The sequence below is a fragment of the Ramlibacter agri genome (assembly GCF_012927085.1).
GTDB lineage: Bacteria > Pseudomonadota > Gammaproteobacteria > Burkholderiales > Burkholderiaceae_C > Ramlibacter > Ramlibacter agri.
On the sequence record NZ_JABBFX010000001.1, the window covers coordinates 1,161,441 to 1,178,472 of the forward strand.

Sequence of the window (17,032 nt, forward strand, 5' to 3'; positions counted from 1 at the left end):
AGCAGCTACGGCAAAGAGGAAGCCCCTGCCGCTTCCACGAAGAACCGCGATTCACCGATACTCGTTCGGTGCCTCGTCAGCAGACGCCCTACGAGTTCAAGCCGCACGAGCGGCCCTCGCTGCCTGGATCGCCGGCCACGCCCGAGCATCCGATGGGGCGGCGCATCGCCTACTTCGTCATCGGCGTGGTGATGGGCCTGGCGGCCGGCTTCTTCAACGGCCTGCTGGTCGCCAACATGCAGCTGGTGCAGGGCGCGTTCGGCATGACCGCGGTGGAGGCCAACTGGCTCAACGTGGCCTATTCGATCTCGAACGTCTGCGCGAGCCTGCTGCTGATCAAGTTCCGCCAGCGCTTCGGGGTCGGCGCTCTGGCGCGCCTGACGCTGCCCGCCTTCGCGCTGATCTGCTTCGCCCAGCTGTTCCTCCACAGCTATTCGCTGGAGCTCTTGCTGCGCGCCGTGTCGGGCGCGGTGGGCTCGGCCCTCACCAGCTTCTGCATGTTCTACATCATGCAGTCGCTGCCGGCGAAGTCGCGCCTGGGCGGCATGGTGCTGGGCATCGGCATCACGCAGCTGGCGCTGCCGCTCGCACGCGTGCTCTCGCCGCTGCTGCTGGCGTCCGGCAACATCCAGCACCTGTTCCTGTTCGAACTCGGCATGGCCTTGCTGGCCATCGGTTGTGCCGCGCTGCTGCCGCTGCCGCCCGCCGACACCGTCAAGGCCTTCGAGCCGCTGGACGGGCTGACCTTCCTGCTGATGGCGCCCGGCATCGCGCTGCTGTGCGCCGTGCTGGCGCAGGGCCGCACCGTGTGGTGGACCACGCCGTGGCTCGGCTATGCGCTGGCCGGCGCCGTGCTGCTGATAGGCGCGGCGCACATCGTGGAGCACAACCGCGCCAACCCGCTGCTGAACATCCGCTGGATGGCCAGCGGCGAGATCGTCGGCTTCGCGCTGCTGGCGGCCTCCATGCGCATCCTGCTGTCGGAGCAGAACTTCGGCTCGGCCGGCCTGCTGCTGTTGCTGGGCATGGGCACCGACCAGCTCGTCACCCTCTACCTGATCGTCAGCGCGGCGACGCTGGCGGCGCTGGTCGCGAGCCTGCTCACGCTGAACCCGCAGGACCTGCTGCGGCCCATCATCATCTCCTGCGGCCTGATCGCGCTGGGCGCGTGGATGGACAGCACCGCCAGCAACCTCACGCGGCCGGCGCAGCTGTATGCGAGCCAGACGATGATCGCGTTCGCCGCGATGTATTTCGTCGGGCCGCTGATGATGTCCGGCATGCTGCGCGCCTATGCCAAGGGCGCGAGCCACATCGTCACCTTCACCGCGATGTTCAACATCGCGCAGACGGTGGGCGGCCTGGCCGGCACCGCCGCCCTGGGCACGCTGCAGGTCGTGCGCGAGCGCTTCCATTCCAACGAGCTGGTGCAGAACATCCTGGCGACGGACCCGCAGGTCGCGGCCCGCCTCGATGCGCTGTCCGCCACTTACGGCCGCGTGCTGGCGGACCCGGTGCTGCGCCGCGCCGAGGGCGCCGCGCTGCTGGGGCAGCAGGTCACGCGCGAGGCCAACATCCTGGCCTACAACGACGTGTTCCAGGCCATCGCGGTGCTGGCGACCTTCGTGTTCGTGGGCCTCGGCATGCGCTGGGTCTACAACCGGATCCATGGCATCAACCCGCTGGCGGAAGACCTGGCGACCTTGGCGCGGATGAGGAGCTCGAACACAAATGGGTGAACGGCCGAACGAACGCATGGAGGATCCGCTGGAGGTCGAGGAGCCGCCGCTGGTGGAGGCCGCGCCGCCGCCCGCGAGCGCACCGGCCGGCGAAGCGCCCAAGGAGGCGCCGCGCGGCTGGGCGCCACCGCGGCGCGGCCTGCTGGGCACGCTGCTGTTCGCGGCCCTGGCCGTCGCCGGCGCCTTGATCGCGCTCTACGCGTGGGAGCTGCCGCCCTTCGCCACCAGCACGCAGGTCACCGACAACGCCTACGTGCGCGGGCAGACCACGGTGATCAGCCCGCAGGTGAGCGGCTACGTCACGCAGGTGCTGGTGCAGGACTACCAGGGCGTGGCGAGCGGCCAGATGCTGGTGAAGATCGACGACCGCATCTATGCGCAGCGGGTCGAGCAGGCGAAGGCGGCCCTGGCGACGCAGCAGGCCGCGCTGGCGAACTGGGCGCAGACGCAGCGCTCCAGCGCGGCGCAGGCGGAGTCGCAGGCCGCGGCCATCGCCAGCGCGGATGCGCAGGTGGTGCGCGCCCGCGCGGACCTGACGCGGGTGGAGGAACTCGCCGAGCAGCGCTCGGTGTCGCTGCGCGAACGCGACCAGGCCATCGCCACCTTGCGGCAGGCCGAGGCGGCGCTGCGGCAGGCGCAGGCGCAGCACACCGTGGCGCAGGAGCAGGTGCGCACGGTCACCGTCAACCGCGGCGGGCTGGAGGCCGGCGTGGAAAGCGCGCAGGCGGCGCTGAAGCTGGCCGAGATCGACCTTGCGAACACCGTGATCCAGGCGCCGCGCGATGGCACCGTCAGCGACGTCGGCGTGCGCCTGGGCCAGTACGTCACGGCCGGCAGCCAGCTGATGTTCCTGGTGCCGGAGGTCGTCTACGTCATCGCGAACTTCAAGGAGGGGCAGACCGCGCGCATGCAACCCGGGCAGCCGGCCACGGTGCAGGTGGACGCGTTGGGCGGCCAGAAGCTGCATGGCCACGTGGCGCGCATGGCGCCGGCTGCGGGCCAGGAGTTCGCCATCATCAAGTCGGACAACGCCACCGGCAACTTCGTCAAGGTGCCGCAGCGCATCAGCGTGCGGGTGGAGTTCGACCCCGGGCAGCCCCTGGTGGCACGGCTGCGCCCCGGCATGTCGGTCGAGGTGCGGGTGGACACGGGGCCGCGATGAAGCAGCCGGCCTGCCTGCTTGCCGCGCTGCTGCTGGCCGGCTGCGCGCATCCGCCGGCGCAGCTGCAGGATCCGCCGCTGGTCATCTCCTCCGCCTGGCGCACGCCCATCGGCCCGGAGGCGCCGGAGGCCCTGGACTGGTGGCGCGCTTTCGGCGACCCCGTGCTGACGCACTGGGTGGACCTGGCGCTGGCGCAGAACTACGACGTGGCGACGGCCGCCGCGCGCGTGGCGGAGGCGCGCGGCACCGAGGTGGTCGCGCGCGCGGCGCTGTTGCCGACGCTGGACTTCTCCTTGCCGGTCTCGCGTGCGCGCGCCCTCAACGCCTTCGGCGTGGCCAGCGACGCCGCCACCTTCACGCCCGTGTTCCAGGCCGCCTACGAGGTGGACCTGTTCGGCCGCATCCGCGAACAGGTGTCGGCCGCCTCCGCGAGCACCGAGGCCGCAGTCGTGGGCCGCGAAGCGGCGGCATTGGCCGTGGCCGCGGCCACGGCCAGCGGCTACATCACCTTGCGCGCGCTCGACGCGAAGCTGCGCATCCTGCAGGACACCGTGGACCAGCGCGGCGAAGCCGTGCGGCTGGCGCGCGGCCGCGCCGAAGTGGGCTACACCTCCGACCTGGAATGGAAGCAGGCGCAGGCCGAACTCGAAAGCATCGCGCAACAGGTGCCGCCCGCGCAGCTGGCGATCGAGCGGCAGGAGCATTCGCTGGCGCTGCTGACCGGGCAGGCGCCGGCCGATATCGCGCGCGGGCTGGAGGTGACGGAGCTGAAGCCGCCCGCTATCCCCGACGGCCTGCCTTCGGACCTGCTGCGCCGCCGCCCCGACATCGTGCAGGCCGAATGGACGCTGGCGTCCGCGGACGCCAACCTCGCCGTCGCGCGGGCGCAGTTCCTGCCCAGCGTGCGGCTGACCGGCAGTTTCGGCGACGTGTTCGTCTCCACGCTGAACTACAACCCGATCCGCATCTGGTCGCTGGGCGCGAGCGTGCTGGCGCCGATCTTCGAAGGGGGCCGGCTGGAAGGGCAGTTCGCCGCGGCGGACGCCCGCCGGCTGCAGGCCGTGCTGGCCTACCAGCGCACCGTGCTCACCGCGTTGCGCGAAGTGGAGGACAGCCTGAGCACCGTGGCGCGCGCGCGCGAGCAGCGGGTGCGCGTGCAGGCCCAGCGCACGGTGCTGGACGACGTGGTGCGGCACGCGCGCAACCGCTACGTCGCCGGCTACTCCTCGTTTTTCGACCTGCTGGATGCCCAGCGCAATGTCCTGAACGCCGACCTGGCCGAAGTGCAGACGGTGGCGGACGAACTGAATGGCCTTGTCGCACTGAGCCAGGCAATGGGCGGAGGATGGGAGTCGACTCCGCCGCAAAAATGATGCTATACTCTCGCTTCTGCGCGGCTGTAGCTCAGTTGGATAGAGTACTTGGCTACGAACCAAGGGGTCGTGGGTTCGAATCCTGCCAGCCGCACCAGACTTTTTCGAGGGCCATCACGCCACAAGCGTGATGGCCCTTTTCTTATGGGCGCGATTTTTTGCGCGGTGGCGGACCATAGAAAACGGCCCGCACGTGGCGGGCCGAAAAGGCCCCAAGCGTGTTCGACCGGGGCCGTACAAAAAGGTAGGGAGCCCTCCGCTCAGGGCCTGCTTTGCGTCAGCGTGGTGGACGGCGTGGGCCGCAAGGTCGCTTCCGGGTCCCACTGTCCATTCGGCGGGCGAATGAAAAGCGTGGTGCCGCAGCCCTCACAGCCATAGTGGAGGCGGCGGCCGGCCAGCAGTCGCATCCACCAGGAGCGCGGAATTCGGACGTAGTAATTCGATCCGCAAGTGCACTGCGTGAACCGCATAGGCTCTCCTCTTCCCTCCGCGAAAGTAAGAGAACGTGTCAATGCTGTCGATGGGTAGATTGCTTAGTACGTAAGTGCCCATTCGGGGCTTCGAGACTTCGCTTCGAAGCATCCGCCCTTTGGCGGATCCCGGTTCCGGCCCGGCTTTTCGCTGGGCCGATCGCTACTGCCGGGCTGTAAACTGCTTTTCGCATGCGGCCAACAATGGCCGCAGACGGGAGCGCAGGATGATTGGCGGGAGGAAGCTGGCGGCCTGGGTGGTCGGCGTGCTGGCAGGTGCTGGCGTGCTGATTGGAGTCGCGTTGTACTGGCGCGGTGGTTTCCAGGGTCCTGTTGCGTCGCTGGGCATCGACCTCGCGCGGCCCGACGTCCTGATCCAGTCCCGCCAGCTTTCGGCTTTGCCGCGCGAGCTGGTCGCTCTCCCCGGCCTGCGCGACGTCCTCACGCAGGACTTCGTCCAGTACTACGAGGAACATCCGGACCGCCTCACTCTCGAGGGCACGCTGCGGCGCCTGGCCTTCGAGCACGGCCTCACCTGGCGCGACCGGCTGGTCGCCACCTTGCTGGACGCGCCGGCGCAGCTCGCCCTGTGGAGCGATGGCAAGGGCCGGCTCGCCTACGCGGCGCTGCTGCTCGATGAGAACGCCGCGGCGCAGGCGCTGGAGCAGATCGGCAAGGTGGCCCTTCCGGACAGCCAGCTGACGCGTGCCGGTTCCATCGCGGTGGGCGGCAAGGACAGCACGGTCTACGCCTTGAAGCTGCGGGCCGACAGCACGCTGCTGTTCGTATCGTCCGGCAAGCGCCTGCTGGTGCTGACGCATCCAGGCATGCTGCTCGATGCGAATCGGGCGCTGGCTTCCGGCGCTGCCGCGGCCGCCGGCGCCTTGCTGGGCTCCCGGCCCGAAGATGCCTGGCGCCACGACTTCGCCCTGGCCGAACTGCCGCCGCAAGCGCGGCATGCGATCACCGCCAAGGCCGCCTGGTTGTCCTTCGGCTACCAGCACTTCTTCCCGGCCGTGCAGGCCTTGCGCTTCGAGCTCGCGGGCTCACGCTGGTCCCTGTCGCTTGCCGCGACGCCGCAGGCCTGGAAGGAATGGCCCGCGCAGGCCACGGCGGCCTGGAGCGTATTGCCCGGTGGCGCCGCGTTCTGCGCGGCCCTGCCAGTCAGCTGGGACCAGGCCGCCGCGCCTCTCGATGCGGCGGCGCTCGCGCACGACCTGCAGGCCGGCGCCGGCGCCTGCTGGTACCCGGGCAACGGCCTCTACGCGCCGGTGCTGGCCCTGCGCTTCCAGCCCGGGACCGGCGCCAGCCACGACGAAGCGGTGGCCGGCCTGTTGGCCAGGATGCTGGCGAAGCCCAAGGATGGCGCCGTCGACGTGGCGCAGAAAGCGGTGGCTGGCGGCGGCAAGCTGTGGACCGCGGACGTGGCCAACGAGCGCGGCTACCTCGGCTCCGGCGAGCAGCGCGCGCATCGCATCGCGGTGCTGCGGCTCGGCGACACCGTACTGGCGTCGGTCGACCATCGCGCGATCGAGCAGGCGCTGGCCGTCGCGGAGCATCGCTATCCCGCCCTGGCCGACGACTACCCCGGCAGCCCCTTGCTGGTGGCGGGTTTGCCTGCGCTCGGCGAGATGCTGCAGGCCGAAAGCCTGCGCCTGACGCAGGACACGCCGGCGTTCCGGCAGGTCGTGCAGCGGCAACTGAAACCGCGCCTGGACGCGCTGGCCGCCGGCGGCAAGCTGGCCTTCCGGCCCGACCCGGACAACGCCGGCAGCAGCCGCGGCGACTGGCTCTGGAAGCCGCTGGTCCTGGGCGCGGCGCGGTCGAACTGAGGGCCGGCATGCAGACTCGCCTCGAATCGACGCGGCGCGCGATGCTGGCCGCGGGCCTGGCGTGGGGCGCCTGCCGCGCGGCGCAGGCCGCGGTGTCCAAGGGACAGGGCTCGGCCGACGCACAGGCCGCGGCACCCAGGCCGCTGGGCCCCGCCGATGCGCAGGCCTTCCGGGCGTGGTTCTGCGCCATCCTGGAGGAGACCGTCAGGCGCGGCCCCAGCCCGCGCTGGGTGCATCGAGACTGCGCCGGCCTGGTGCGCTTCGCGGCCCGCGAGGCCCTGCTGCCGCACGAAGCGCGTTGGCTGGCCAGCATGGGCTGGCCCCAGGACCGCCCCCTGCCGCCCGACGTCGAACTGGGCCCGGCCGACGCCCAGGCGCTCACACGATGGACGCTGCCCGATGGCGCGCGCTCCGATTTCGCCGGCGCGCTGGCGCTGGTGCAGGGCAACACGCGCCCGGTCGGCAAGGACGGCGCGCGCGTGTTGCCGGGCGACCTGCTGTTCTTCGACCAGGGCGCCGACCAGCACCTGATGGCGTGGACCGGCCGCCGCATCATTTACCACACGGGCGCCGAACCGACGCCTGCCGACAGCGGCTTGCGCAGCACCACGCTCGGCGCCTTGCTGCGCCACCCCGACACGCGCTGGCGTCCCGAAGCCGGCAACCCCAATTTCGCCGGCTGGTTCCGGTTCCGGTTCCTCGCATGAACACCTTGGCCATTCGCATCTTCGCGCTGCTGGCGGCGCTTGTCTTCGCCCCGGCGGCGCCGGCGCAGGACTACGAGGCGCCGGCCGGCGCTCCCTTCTTCCTGCTGACCGACAGCAGCTTCGGCTCCGGCGAGGAGGCGCGTGTCCGCCTGGAAATGGCAGCGGGCGACCTGTCCGCGCTGGACGAAACCGGCGGTGTCGACGTCGCGCTGTACCGCGTGGCCGATCCCCTTGCCTTCCTGCGGCAGCAGAAGAACCTGCATCGCGTGGACCTGCGGGCAAGCGCCCGTCCCGACGGCCTGGGCAACGCGTTGAGCTTCCTGTGGGACGGCGCCTGGATCAAGGCGCGCAAGCTGTGGCAGTCGCTGTTCGCCCCGGCGGCGCGCGTGAGCGTGACGAAAGAGGCGCCGCAACTGAAGACGCACGCGGACATCCGCAAGCCGCCGCCGTACGTGGCGCAGCCTGTCTTCCAGGCGCCGCCCGGCATGCAGGCGGCCGCGCGCTTCCGGTATCCGGTGCAGGCCGCGCGGCCGATCGCGCCGCCCAAGGGGCTGGTGCTGCAGGGCGCTTCCAGCCAGTTCACGCCGCCGTCCAAGGGCAACGTCTACATCCCGCTGGGCCGGCAGCAGCCTGGCCTGTACGTGGTGGAAGCGGCGATCGGCCGGCACCGCGCCACGGCGCTGCTGTTCGTGGGCGATGCGGTCGCCGTCAGCAAGACCTCGCGCGACCAGATGCTGGTCTGGGTCGCGCAGCGCGCGGGTGGGCGCCCCGCCGCCGGCGCCAGGCTGATGTGGAGCGACCTCAATGGCGTGCTGGCCAGCGGCCCTACCGACAGCGACGGCGTCGCCGTCTTCTCGCGCAGCGTGCCCGAGACGAGCTACGTGTTCGGCGCGGATGCGGCCGGCGGCGTGTTCGTCAGCGAAAACTTCTACTACGACAGCGAGATCTACAACAACAAGCTCTACGCCCTGACGGACCGCCCGCTGTACCGGCCGGGCGACGAGGTGAACATCAAGCTCTATGGCCGCGAGTTCACCGGCGCGCGCGCCTCGCGCGCCATGGCGGCGGGACCGATCGCCCTGACCGTGCTGGATGCGCAGGGCACCCCGGTCTTCACCGACAAGGTGGCTTACGACCCGGCGGCGGGCGGCGAGACTCGCTTCCGCCTGCCGGCGGAGGCGCCCGCGGGCGGCTACGAAATCCGCATGACCCGCGGTGACGACGAATACGGCGCCGCTTTCCGCGTCGCGCAATACGTGAAGCCGCACTTCGAGATCCTGGTGGAGCCGGGCAAGCCGGCCTTCAAGACCGGAGAGGAAATCACCGGCCGCATCCGCCTGGCCTACCCGGACGGCAAGCCGGTGGCCAACGCCGTGCTGAGCCTGTCGGCCCGGGCGCAGATGCTGACGATGGTCGAAGGCGACCTGGTCTATGGCGGCGCCTTCCCGCTGCAGATCGGCAACAACCAGGACCTCAGCACCGACTCCAAGGGCTATGCCTCGTTCAAGCTGCCCGCGGCCAAGGAACCCAGCCGGCTGGTGCTGTCCGTGCTGGCCACCGACGGCGCCGCGCAACGCGTGCGTGCCACGCAGCAGTTGCTGATCGAGCGTTCCGCCAGCGCCTACATGCTGCGGCCGCAGAAGCAGTTCGCGGCGGCCCGCGAAGCCGTCCAGTGGCGCTTCGCGCTGGCCGATGGCGCTCCGGCCGGTGCCGCCCCCGCGCAGTGGGTGGCCGTGCACCAGGAGAGCCAGACCAGTACCCGCGGCAACGTCGCCGGCGGCGACGGCTTCGCGTTGCAGCTGGAGCGGCCCGGGTCCTACATGGTGCAACTGCGCGACGCGCAGGACCGCCTGCTGGGCGCCGCGCCTTTCTACGTGGCTGGCGGCGAATTGAAGCCGCCGCAAGGCGCGGTGGAGATCGTGCTGGACAAGCCGCGCTATCGCCCCGGCGAAACCGCGCGCGCCCTCATCACCTTCCCCGATGCGGTGGACGACGCGCTGCTGACGCTGGAGCGCGACCGCGTCGAAAGCTGGGGCCGCCTGGCGGGGCCCGGCAAGGTGGCCGCGCTGCGCCGGCTGAACGACCGCCAGTGGGAGGCGGTGCTGCAGGTGAGCGCGGAGTTCGCCCCCAACATCACTTTCTCGGTGGCCTACGTGCGCGGGCGCGAGTTCGGCTTCCAGAACGCCGGCATCCTGGTGGAACAACCGGCCTTGCAGGTGGTGCTGAAGACCGACAAGCCTTCGTATGCGCCGGGCGAGACGGCCACGGTGGACATCGAAACGCAGGCCGATGGCGTGGCCACGCCCGCCAGCCTGGCCCTGGGCGTGGTGGACGAGATGGTGTACGTCCTGCAGCCCGAGCTGGCGCCCGGCATCGTGGACTTCTTCTACCACCCGCGCCGCAACAACGTGCGCACGCATTCCAGCCTGGCCTTCATCAGCTACGACGAAGCGGCGGCGCCCGCCGGCCAGGAAGTGCCGCGCAGCCGCGGCACGCAGGAGCGCGGCATCAAGCTGCTGGAACGGCCGCGGCGCGACGAGCGCGACACCGCCTTCTGGTCGGCCCGCGTGACGACCGACGCGCAGGGGCACGCGCGCATCAGCTTCACGGTGCCCGATGCCCTGACGCGCTGGCGCGTCACGGCGCGCGGCGTCGGCCTGGGCCGCGCCGAAGGGCTGGTGGGCGAGAAGCGCGCCTGGTTCCAGAGCGACAAGGAGGTCTACGCCAAGTGGACCAGCCCGGACTGGGCGCGCGCTGGTGACCGTCCGGTGGCCAGCCTGGCTGTGTTCAACCAGGGAACGGCGGCACGCGATGTGCAGGTGGCGCTGGAGGGCGCGGGCGCTGCGCAATCGCGCACGCTGAGCCTGGCGCCGGGGGCGAACTTCGTCGCCTTCGAGCTGCCGCCCTCGGCGCAGGACGCCAACCTGACATTGCAGGTGCGCCAGGGCGGGCGCGTGCTGGACCAGCTGCAGACCCGCTGGCAGACCTTGCCTGCGGAATGGGCCGACGTGCGCGAGAGCCTGGTGACCGTCGCGGCCGGCCAGGATCACGCGGACTTGAAGCTGCCTGCCGACGCATCCGCGGTCAGGATCAGGGCGCTGGCGGCGGGCGCCGCGGACTGGAACCGCGTCGCCGATGCATTGCTGGACTACCCCTACGGCTGCCTCGAGCAGACCGCCAGCCGCATGCTGCCCCTGGCGCTGGGCCTGCGAGCGCTGCCGGGCGCGGACGATCCGAACTCGCCGCTGCGCCAGCGCCTGTACGCCAGCCGCCTGCGGCTGGCCAGCATGGCGGGCCCCGATGCCGTGTTCGGCTGGTGGGGCGACGCGACGCGGCAAAGCGCCTTCTTCTCCGCCTATGCCTATTACGCGGACTTCCTGGCGACGCAGACACTGGGCATGCAACTGCCGGCGGCGCACTGGCAAAGGCTGGTGGAGATCTACGGCAAGGGCCAGGAGAACGAAACGCCGGTGCAGCGCGCGCTGGCGCTGTGGATGATGCGCGAGATGGGCTTGCCGACGGCCACCTATGCGCGCGGCCTGGCCGACGTGCTGGCGGCGATGCCCTTGCATCCGGCCGCGCCCGCGCCGGGCGGCAGCTGGGTGTTCGGCGAAGAGGCGCCGCAACAGGCCGTGGCACTGGTGCTGGTGCGCCAGCTGTTCGCCGCCGACAACATCGCCTGGCCGGCGGCGCTGGAGCAGCCGCTGGAGCAGGCGCGCCGCGCGCTGGCCGACGCGCCCCAGTTGTTCGCGCAGGCGCTCGCGGCCACGACCGGCGCGGGCCGTCCCGAGGGCATCCAGAAGGCGCTGCAGGAGGCGGCCGAATCGGATACCACCTTCGAACGGGCGATTTCCCTGGCCTGGCTGGCCAAGGCCAGCGGCCTGAAGGCGGGCGCAGCGGCGCCGGTGCTGGCCCCTGGCGCGGGCTGGCAATCGCTGAAGACGGCGACCGGCGCCGCGCAATGGGCGTGGACCGCGCCGGGCGCCGCAGCGCAGTCGCTGGCCCTGGGTCGCCCCGCGGCCGAAGCCTTCACGCTGTCGGTGCGCTACGAGAGCCACGCACGCGGCAGAGAGACGCTGCCCGTGCGCATCGAGCGCAAGCTGTTCCGCCTCGAGCGCAAGGACAAGCTGTTCAAGGCAGTGCCGATCGAGCGCGGGGAGGCGCTTTCCACCTCGGCGCTGTACCTGGACCAGGTCACCGTCAGCGCCGGCAGGCCGCTGCGCCAGGGCCTGCTGGAAGTGGCCTTGCCGCCCGGCGCTTTCATGGAGCCTTCGACCTGGGGCGTGGAAGTGGGGGACACGGACAAGCATGCGCCGCTGGAGCGCGCTGCCGGCGAGGCGACGCGGCAGGGCTACACCGTGCCCTTCGACGCGCTCGACGGCACGCGCACCGTCCGCCACCTGGTGCGCTTCGGGCAGAAGGGCCGCTTCACGCTGCCGGCGGCCCGCCTCTGGCGCATGTACCAGCCGGAAGCCAAGGCCTACGAGGCCGGGGCGGACGGCGCAGCGTGGACCGTGCAGTGAGCTTCCGAAGTTGCCGCGCGCTGGCGGTGGCTGGCCTGGCCCTGCTGGCTGCTATCGCCTGGGCAGCGCGGCCCGATCCGGTGCTGCGCCTGGCCTGGCTGGACGCGCAGGGGCGGCTGCAGGCCATTGCCGTCGATGCGCAAGGGCGTGAACGCGGCAGCTTCGACGCCGGGCAGCCGGTGCCCCTGGGCAGCCTGTGGAAGCTCGTCGCCTATGCGCAATGGGTCGAAGCCGGCGTGGCGGAGAAGCCGCTGCAATGCAAGGGCCACGACCCGGAGGAGGTGTACTGCTGCGCGCCCGGCGATTCGATCGCCCGCGGCGCGGCGCTGGCGCGGTCCTGCGGCTTGTACTTCGCGCGCGATCGCGTGCCGTGGGAACGCCCCGCCGGAGCCGTGATGCAGGCGCTGCCGGCCGCGCTGGCCCAGGCCGTGCAGCGCGGCGACCTCGGCCCGCAGACACGCGTGAGTCCGCGTGAGTGGCTGGCTTGGCTGGACGCCTGGCCGCCTGGCCTGCGCGAACAGGCGCAGCACGACCTGCTGGCCTACTGGGTGAATGGCGCCGGCGTCCGGCAACTGGGACAGGTGGCGGCGCAACTGCGGGTGAAGACCTATACGGTCGAACATGCGGATGGCACGCGGACCGCGGGCGCGAGCGGCTGGACGGCACAGGACCGGCCGCTCTGGTTTGCCGCGGCCGGTTCCAGCGCCGACGTCGTGCCGGCTTGGGCCGGGCCGGTGCTGTCGCTCACGCGCTCGGAGGAAGTGCCGCGCGAAACCGGCGCGCTCGAGGGCCGGCAGTGCGTGCGCGTCGAGTTCTTCGCGCGCTACCCGATCGCCACGGTCGAACCGCTGGCGGGCGCGCGGCTGCGCACGCCGGGCAGCTTGCGCGGGCGCTACCGCGTGCATTTCCGCAGCGGCACGGCGATCGAGATCGAGAGCGCGGGCGAACTGCAACTGGCCAACGTGGACGCGCACCCGGTGATCACCGGCGACCTGGCGCTGGAAGACTACGTGGCGCGCGTGATCGACCGCGAGGCCGCCGCGCAGCCGCTGCAGGCCGCATGGGCGCTGGCCGTCGCCGCGCGCAGCTACGTGCTGGCGCAAGGCACGCCCAGCCGCGGCTGCCTGCAGATCGAGGACACCACCGCCACGCAGCGCGTGTCGCCGCGGCCGGCGACTGCCGCCGCGCTGGAGGCCGCGCGGGCCACCGCCGGCCTGGTGCTGGCGGGCGGCTATGCCATCCCGGGCCAATACCACCGCGACCAGGGCCGCGACGGCGTGCTGTCCTGGCGCGACGCGACGGCGCAGGCCGGCGCCGGCGAGGACTACCTGCGCATCCTGCACCGCGCCTATCCGCGCGCCGGCATCGCGACGGCCGCCGACCATGGCGCGCTGGCCTGCGATCCGCTGCCGCTGGTGCTGCAATGGCTAGCCCGCGAGCGCCCGGGCTGGAAGCGCCAACTGGCGGGCCAGCCGGGCTTCGAAGATCCGGGCGAACTGCAGGTCTGCCGGCTGGCGCGCGGGCGCGCCCATGCGGGCGGCGGCCACCGGATCGACGTGGCGGGCTATCGCTCCCTGGAGGAGCGCATCGCGGTCGCCCACGAATACGTTCACCTGGCCTTTGCCGGCCATCCGGCCGGCCGCGACGAGGCCTTCGTCGAAGCGCAGGCCCGCAAGCTCCTGGGAGTCCTTCCATGAAACGATGCAGCCCCTGGCTGTTCTGCGTGGCCGCCGCCGCGGCGCAGGCCCAAGCGCCGGAGCTCGCCGTCCCGCGCGGCGGCTGGCGAGCCACCGTGCCGGACAACAACTTCGTGCAGGAGGTGCACTACCCGGCCTCCACGGTCAACCTGCGCGGCAACGTTTCGGTCGCGGCGCAGATCCGCGGCACCGTGCGCGACCGGCCGAAGCAGGGGCCATCGACCCTCGTGGTCAATGGCGTCCCGATGCCGGTGGAAACGGACGAGGCGGGCGGCTTTGCGCGCCCCTATGCCTTCGCGGCCGGCTCCAACAGCGTCGAAGTGCGGGGCGCGCCGTCCAGCCCGCCGCGCCGCGTGCAGTTCTACGACGCGGCCACCGGCGGCGCGCGGCCACGCCTGCGCGTGGTCCTGAGCTGGGACACACCGGGGACCGACATGGACCTGCACGTGATCAGCCCCAACGGCCAGCATTGCTTCTATGGCAACCGCGTCATCGCCGGCGGGGGCGCCCTGGACGTGGACGTCACCTCCGGCTACGGGCCGGAGATCTTCGCCACTGCGCGGCCCGAACGCGGGACCTGGCTGGTTTACGTCAACTACTACGGTGGCGGCGGCGACCACAGCATGAGCATCGCGCAGGTGACGGTGATCGAAGGCGAGGGCACGCCGTCCGAGACCCGGCGCGTGTACCGGGTGCCGCTGCGATCGACGGGGGACCTGGAGTACGTGGCTTCGTTCAGCGTGCTCTAACTACGTGCCGGGTCCGTCTTGGCCGGAGGGCGGATCAGCCGGCGCCGCCGCGACGGGCAGCTGCCAGCCATGCTTGATGGCGAGCATGCGCAGCCCGAAGCACAGGCAGGCTCCCACGACCGTCGCCGGCGTGGCAGGCAATTCCAGGACGGACGCCGTCACCACGACGGCTGCGCCCGCGAGCGCGGCGACCGCGTAAAGGTCCGCGCGCAGGACCGTGGGAACCTGGGCCAGCAACACGTCGCGCGCCATGCCGCCGCCGATGCCCGTGAGCATGCCGAGCAGGGTCGCCATGACCGGGTTCAGGCCGTGCGCGAGCGCCTTGGCGGCGCCGGTCACCGCAAACAGCGCGAGCCCCGCGGCGTCGAACAGTTGCACCGCTCCTTGTTCGCGCCGGATGCGCGCGGGGAAGAAGAAGGTGGCCAGCCCCGCCAGCACCGACACGCCCAGGTAGTGCCAGTCGCTGACCGCGCCGGGCGGCACGGACCCGATCAGCAGGTCGCGCGTGATGCCGCCTGTGTTGGCCGCGGCGAACGAGAGCACGAGGATGCCGAACAGGTCGAGGCGGTGCTTCACGCCCGCCATCGCGCCGCTGAGCGCGAACACGAAGGTGCCGGCGAGGTCCAGCGCGTAGACGAGGGATGGGAGGGATGCCGTCGAGAGCACGAAGGATTCTAGGCGGGCGCGTCCCCTGGCGTGACCCGGATGATGCGCGTGCGGGCCAAGGCCGTCGCCACCGCTCCGCCCGCCATCAGCAGCGCCGTGCCCCAGAACACCGACCTCATGCCGAAGTGTCCGCCGAAGAAGCCGCCTGCCAACGGGCCGGTGACCTGGCCGACATACTGCGACGAAGTCGAATAACCGAGCATCGTCCCCGCGACGCGCGCCGGCACCGAATGGCGGATGACGCTGGCGATGCACGGCAGCAGCCCGCCGAGGGCAAGTCCCATCGCGAAGCGCAGGGCGATCAATTGCCAGCCCGTCGTGACCAGCGCCTGCAGCAAGAGCAATGCGGCACACGCGGCCAGCGAGGCGACGATCACGTTCCAGTGCCCGACCCGGTCCGCGAGCTTGCCGAGGCGCGACGCCGACAGGATGCTGCCCAGCGCCGCCGCGGACATGACGAGTCCCGACACGAAGACGGCGTTGTCGGCCGGCACCAGCGTCTGCACGTAGACGTTGATGATCGGCTCGATCGACATGTTCGCCAGCATCAGGAGCATGCCGGCGAACAGCATGGCCAGCACCGGACGCTTGTCGGGAATGGCGCTCCAGGAGCCGCCCTGGCCGCTTTGGCCTTTGGCCGCAGGCGTGTCGCGCTTGATCACCAGCACGGTCGCCAGGAAGGCCAGGAAGATGACGGCGCCCGCCACCTGGAAGGTCGCACGGATGCCGATCAGCGGCGGCAGCGACCCGCCCACCAGCGGCCCCACCACGTTGCCGGCCATGATGCCGGAGGAGAGCAGGCCCAGCGCCCAGCCGCAGCGTGCCTTGGGCGTCTGCGTAGCCACCAGCACCATCGATCCCGATGCATAGCCACCGAGCAGGCCCGTGAGCAGGCGCAGCGCCAGCAGCTGCCAGATGGAGTGCGCGGATCCCATCAGCGACATGACGATGGCCATGCCGAGGCTGGCGCGCACCAGCATCAGCTTGCGCCCGTAGCGGTCTGCCAGCCGGCCCCACAGCGGCGCGGTGAGGGCCGCGGTGAGGAAGGCCGCGCCGTAGACCGCCCCGGACCATTGGACGATGGCGGCCGGATCCTGCACGCCCAGCTGCTGCACGTAGAGCGGCAGGAAGGGCAGCATCAGCGTCATCGCGACGATGGTCGTGAACGAGCCGCAAATGCAGACGGCGAGGTTGCGCCGCCAGTGCTGGAATCCTTCATCGCTTTCGGTCTGGGTCATCCAGCGATGCTAGGCGCGGTTTGCGCCCGCGGCTTGCGTGGTTCGCGATGGCAAGGCTCGCGATCTGCGAGAACCTCACCACGCGTCGCGCGCGTTCCACTCCTCCTGCAAGGCCCGGAGATCCGGCATGAAGCCAGCCACTGCGTCGGCCGGCCCCGAGATCAGGGCTTCCTGGATCACCCAACCCCGCGTCGCCACCCGCAGGCCGTGCCGGTGTGCCAGCTGGCGCAGCTGGGGCGCATCCGTATCCTGAACGACCGTCTTGAAAGTCCTTTCCTCCATGGCCTAGCGCCCGGCTGCCTGCGCCGTCGTGTCGCCGACGATCGCCATCAGCTGCGCCGGGTCCACCGGGATGGGGACGACGTCGGTGGCGCCCATTTCGCGCAAGGTCCGGCAGTCGTAGTCGTCCGGGTCGTCGACCAGCACGAGGGCCGGCGCCTTGATCCGGCTGCGCCAGGCGTGCAGTTCGGCCTCGGGCCAGGGCCGGCCGCGTTCGGCATAGAGCAGCAGCAGCGAAGGCGCGAAATCCTCGCAGGCGGCCAGCGCCTCGGCGAGCGTGCCCGTTGCAAGCACCGAATACTCGCCCATCAGGCGCAGGAACAGCGCGGTGGCGCGCCGCGCATCCGGGTTGGCGGCGACGACGACGGCGGCGGGCGCCCCTGGCTCTCCAGGCATCAGCAAGGGAATGCGCAGCGCGTGCTCGCCGCTGCCCGGGTTTCGTTGTTCGTCCATGGATGTTCCTCTTGCACGCGCGCTCACGCGCGCCGGCCCATTGTTCGAACCGAAAGTGGAGGAATGAAGGAGGACGGCCCGCGTTCGCATTCGCGCAACACCTGCGCGTCCTGCGCAATTCCTCCCAAGAGCCTGCCTAGATTC

General features: G+C 71.3%; 12 protein-coding genes and 1 tRNA gene. 9 read left to right on the forward strand and 4 right to left on the reverse strand.

What is annotated here, in order from left to right; all coding sequences use genetic code 11:
* The first annotated feature begins 68 nt into the window (after positions 1 to 68).
* The 9 genes from HHL11_RS05625 (at position 69) to HHL11_RS05665 (ending at position 14,252) form a co-directional block, all read left to right on the forward strand.
* A complete protein-coding gene (locus HHL11_RS05625) occupies positions 69 to 1,739 on the forward strand; it encodes an MFS transporter (protein ID WP_169417443.1) in 1,671 nt (556 codons plus the stop codon).
* Positions 1,732 to 2,901 carry an HlyD family secretion protein gene (locus tag HHL11_RS05630; protein WP_240980017.1) on the forward strand — a complete coding sequence of 390 codons (1,170 nt, stop codon included), beginning with the start codon at positions 1,732 to 1,734 and terminating at the stop codon, positions 2,899 to 2,901. Before HHL11_RS05625 ends, HHL11_RS05630 begins: the two co-directional genes overlap by 8 nt.
* The gene (locus tag HHL11_RS05635; RefSeq protein WP_169417444.1) at positions 2,898 to 4,274 is read left to right on the forward strand and encodes an efflux transporter outer membrane subunit; all 1,377 of its coding nucleotides are present in this window, start codon (positions 2,898 to 2,900) and stop codon (positions 4,272 to 4,274) included. The genes HHL11_RS05630 and HHL11_RS05635 overlap by 4 nt, the downstream gene beginning before the upstream one ends.
* Positions 4,275 to 4,294: 20 nt before the next feature.
* Positions 4,295 to 4,371 (forward strand) — tRNA-Arg (locus HHL11_RS05640).
* Positions 4,372 to 4,971: 600 nt separating this feature from the next.
* The gene (locus HHL11_RS05645; RefSeq protein WP_169417445.1) at positions 4,972 to 6,576 is read left to right on the forward strand and encodes a DUF2138 family protein; all 1,605 of its coding nucleotides are present in this window, start codon (positions 4,972 to 4,974) and stop codon (positions 6,574 to 6,576) included.
* Between the two features lie 8 nt (positions 6,577 to 6,584).
* Positions 6,585 to 7,283 carry a DUF1175 family protein gene (locus HHL11_RS05650; protein WP_169417446.1) on the forward strand — a complete coding sequence of 233 codons (699 nt, stop codon included), beginning with the start codon at positions 6,585 to 6,587 and terminating at the stop codon, positions 7,281 to 7,283.
* The gene (locus HHL11_RS05655) at positions 7,280 to 11,806 is read left to right on the forward strand and encodes an alpha-2-macroglobulin family protein (protein ID WP_169417447.1); all 4,527 of its coding nucleotides are present in this window, start codon (positions 7,280 to 7,282) and stop codon (positions 11,804 to 11,806) included. Before HHL11_RS05650 ends, HHL11_RS05655 begins: the two co-directional genes overlap by 4 nt.
* Positions 11,803 to 13,503 (forward strand): DUF2300 domain-containing protein, encoded by a 1,701-nt coding sequence (locus HHL11_RS05660; protein WP_169417448.1) that lies wholly within the window; start codon positions 11,803 to 11,805, stop codon positions 13,501 to 13,503. Before HHL11_RS05655 ends, HHL11_RS05660 begins: the two co-directional genes overlap by 4 nt.
* Complete coding sequence (locus HHL11_RS05665) at positions 13,500 to 14,252, forward strand: YfaP family protein (RefSeq protein ID WP_169417449.1); 753 nt, start codon at positions 13,500 to 13,502, stop codon at positions 14,250 to 14,252. Before HHL11_RS05660 ends, HHL11_RS05665 begins: the two co-directional genes overlap by 4 nt.
* Here HHL11_RS05665 and HHL11_RS05670 read toward each other — a convergent pair whose 3' ends face one another.
* The 4 genes from HHL11_RS05670 to HHL11_RS05685 all read right to left on the reverse strand — a co-directional run bounded on the left by HHL11_RS05670 (position 14,253) and on the right by HHL11_RS05685 (position 16,888).
* Complete coding sequence (locus tag HHL11_RS05670; RefSeq protein ID WP_342593180.1) at positions 14,253 to 14,918, reverse strand: trimeric intracellular cation channel family protein; 666 nt, start codon at positions 14,916 to 14,918, stop codon at positions 14,253 to 14,255.
* A gap of 8 nt (positions 14,919 to 14,926) precedes the next feature.
* Positions 14,927 to 16,156 (reverse strand): MFS transporter, encoded by a 1,230-nt coding sequence (locus tag HHL11_RS05675; protein WP_169417450.1) that lies wholly within the window; start codon positions 16,154 to 16,156, stop codon positions 14,927 to 14,929.
* Positions 16,157 to 16,231: 75 nt separating this feature from the next.
* The gene (locus HHL11_RS05680) at positions 16,232 to 16,438 is read right to left on the reverse strand and encodes a hypothetical protein (protein ID WP_169417451.1); all 207 of its coding nucleotides are present in this window, start codon (positions 16,436 to 16,438) and stop codon (positions 16,232 to 16,234) included.
* 3 nt (positions 16,439 to 16,441) lie between these two features.
* Positions 16,442 to 16,888: a response regulator gene (locus HHL11_RS05685; RefSeq protein ID WP_169417452.1), complete on the reverse strand. Its 447-nt coding sequence runs from the start codon at positions 16,886 to 16,888 to the stop codon at positions 16,442 to 16,444.
* Positions 16,889 to 17,032 lie beyond the last annotated feature (144 nt).

Coding starts and splice junctions, on each gene's coding strand:
- HHL11_RS05665 (WP_169417449.1), top strand. CDS start 13,500: ATGAAACGATGCAGCCCCTGGCTGTTCTGCGTGGCCGCCGCCGCGGCG.
- HHL11_RS05630 (WP_240980017.1), top strand. CDS start 1,732: ATGGGTGAACGGCCGAACGAACGCATGGAGGATCCGCTGGAGGTCGAG.
- HHL11_RS05680 (WP_169417451.1), bottom strand. CDS start 16,438: ATGGAGGAAAGGACTTTCAAGACGGTCGTTCAGGATACGGATGCGCCC.
- HHL11_RS05685 (WP_169417452.1), bottom strand. CDS start 16,888: ATGGACGAACAACGAAACCCGGGCAGCGGCGAGCACGCGCTGCGCATT.
- HHL11_RS05655 (WP_169417447.1), top strand. CDS start 7,280: ATGAACACCTTGGCCATTCGCATCTTCGCGCTGCTGGCGGCGCTTGTC.
- HHL11_RS05645 (WP_169417445.1), top strand. CDS start 4,972: ATGATTGGCGGGAGGAAGCTGGCGGCCTGGGTGGTCGGCGTGCTGGCA.
- HHL11_RS05675 (WP_169417450.1), bottom strand. CDS start 16,156: ATGACCCAGACCGAAAGCGATGAAGGATTCCAGCACTGGCGGCGCAAC.
- HHL11_RS05650 (WP_169417446.1), top strand. CDS start 6,585: ATGCAGACTCGCCTCGAATCGACGCGGCGCGCGATGCTGGCCGCGGGC.
- HHL11_RS05635 (WP_169417444.1), top strand. CDS start 2,898: ATGAAGCAGCCGGCCTGCCTGCTTGCCGCGCTGCTGCTGGCCGGCTGC.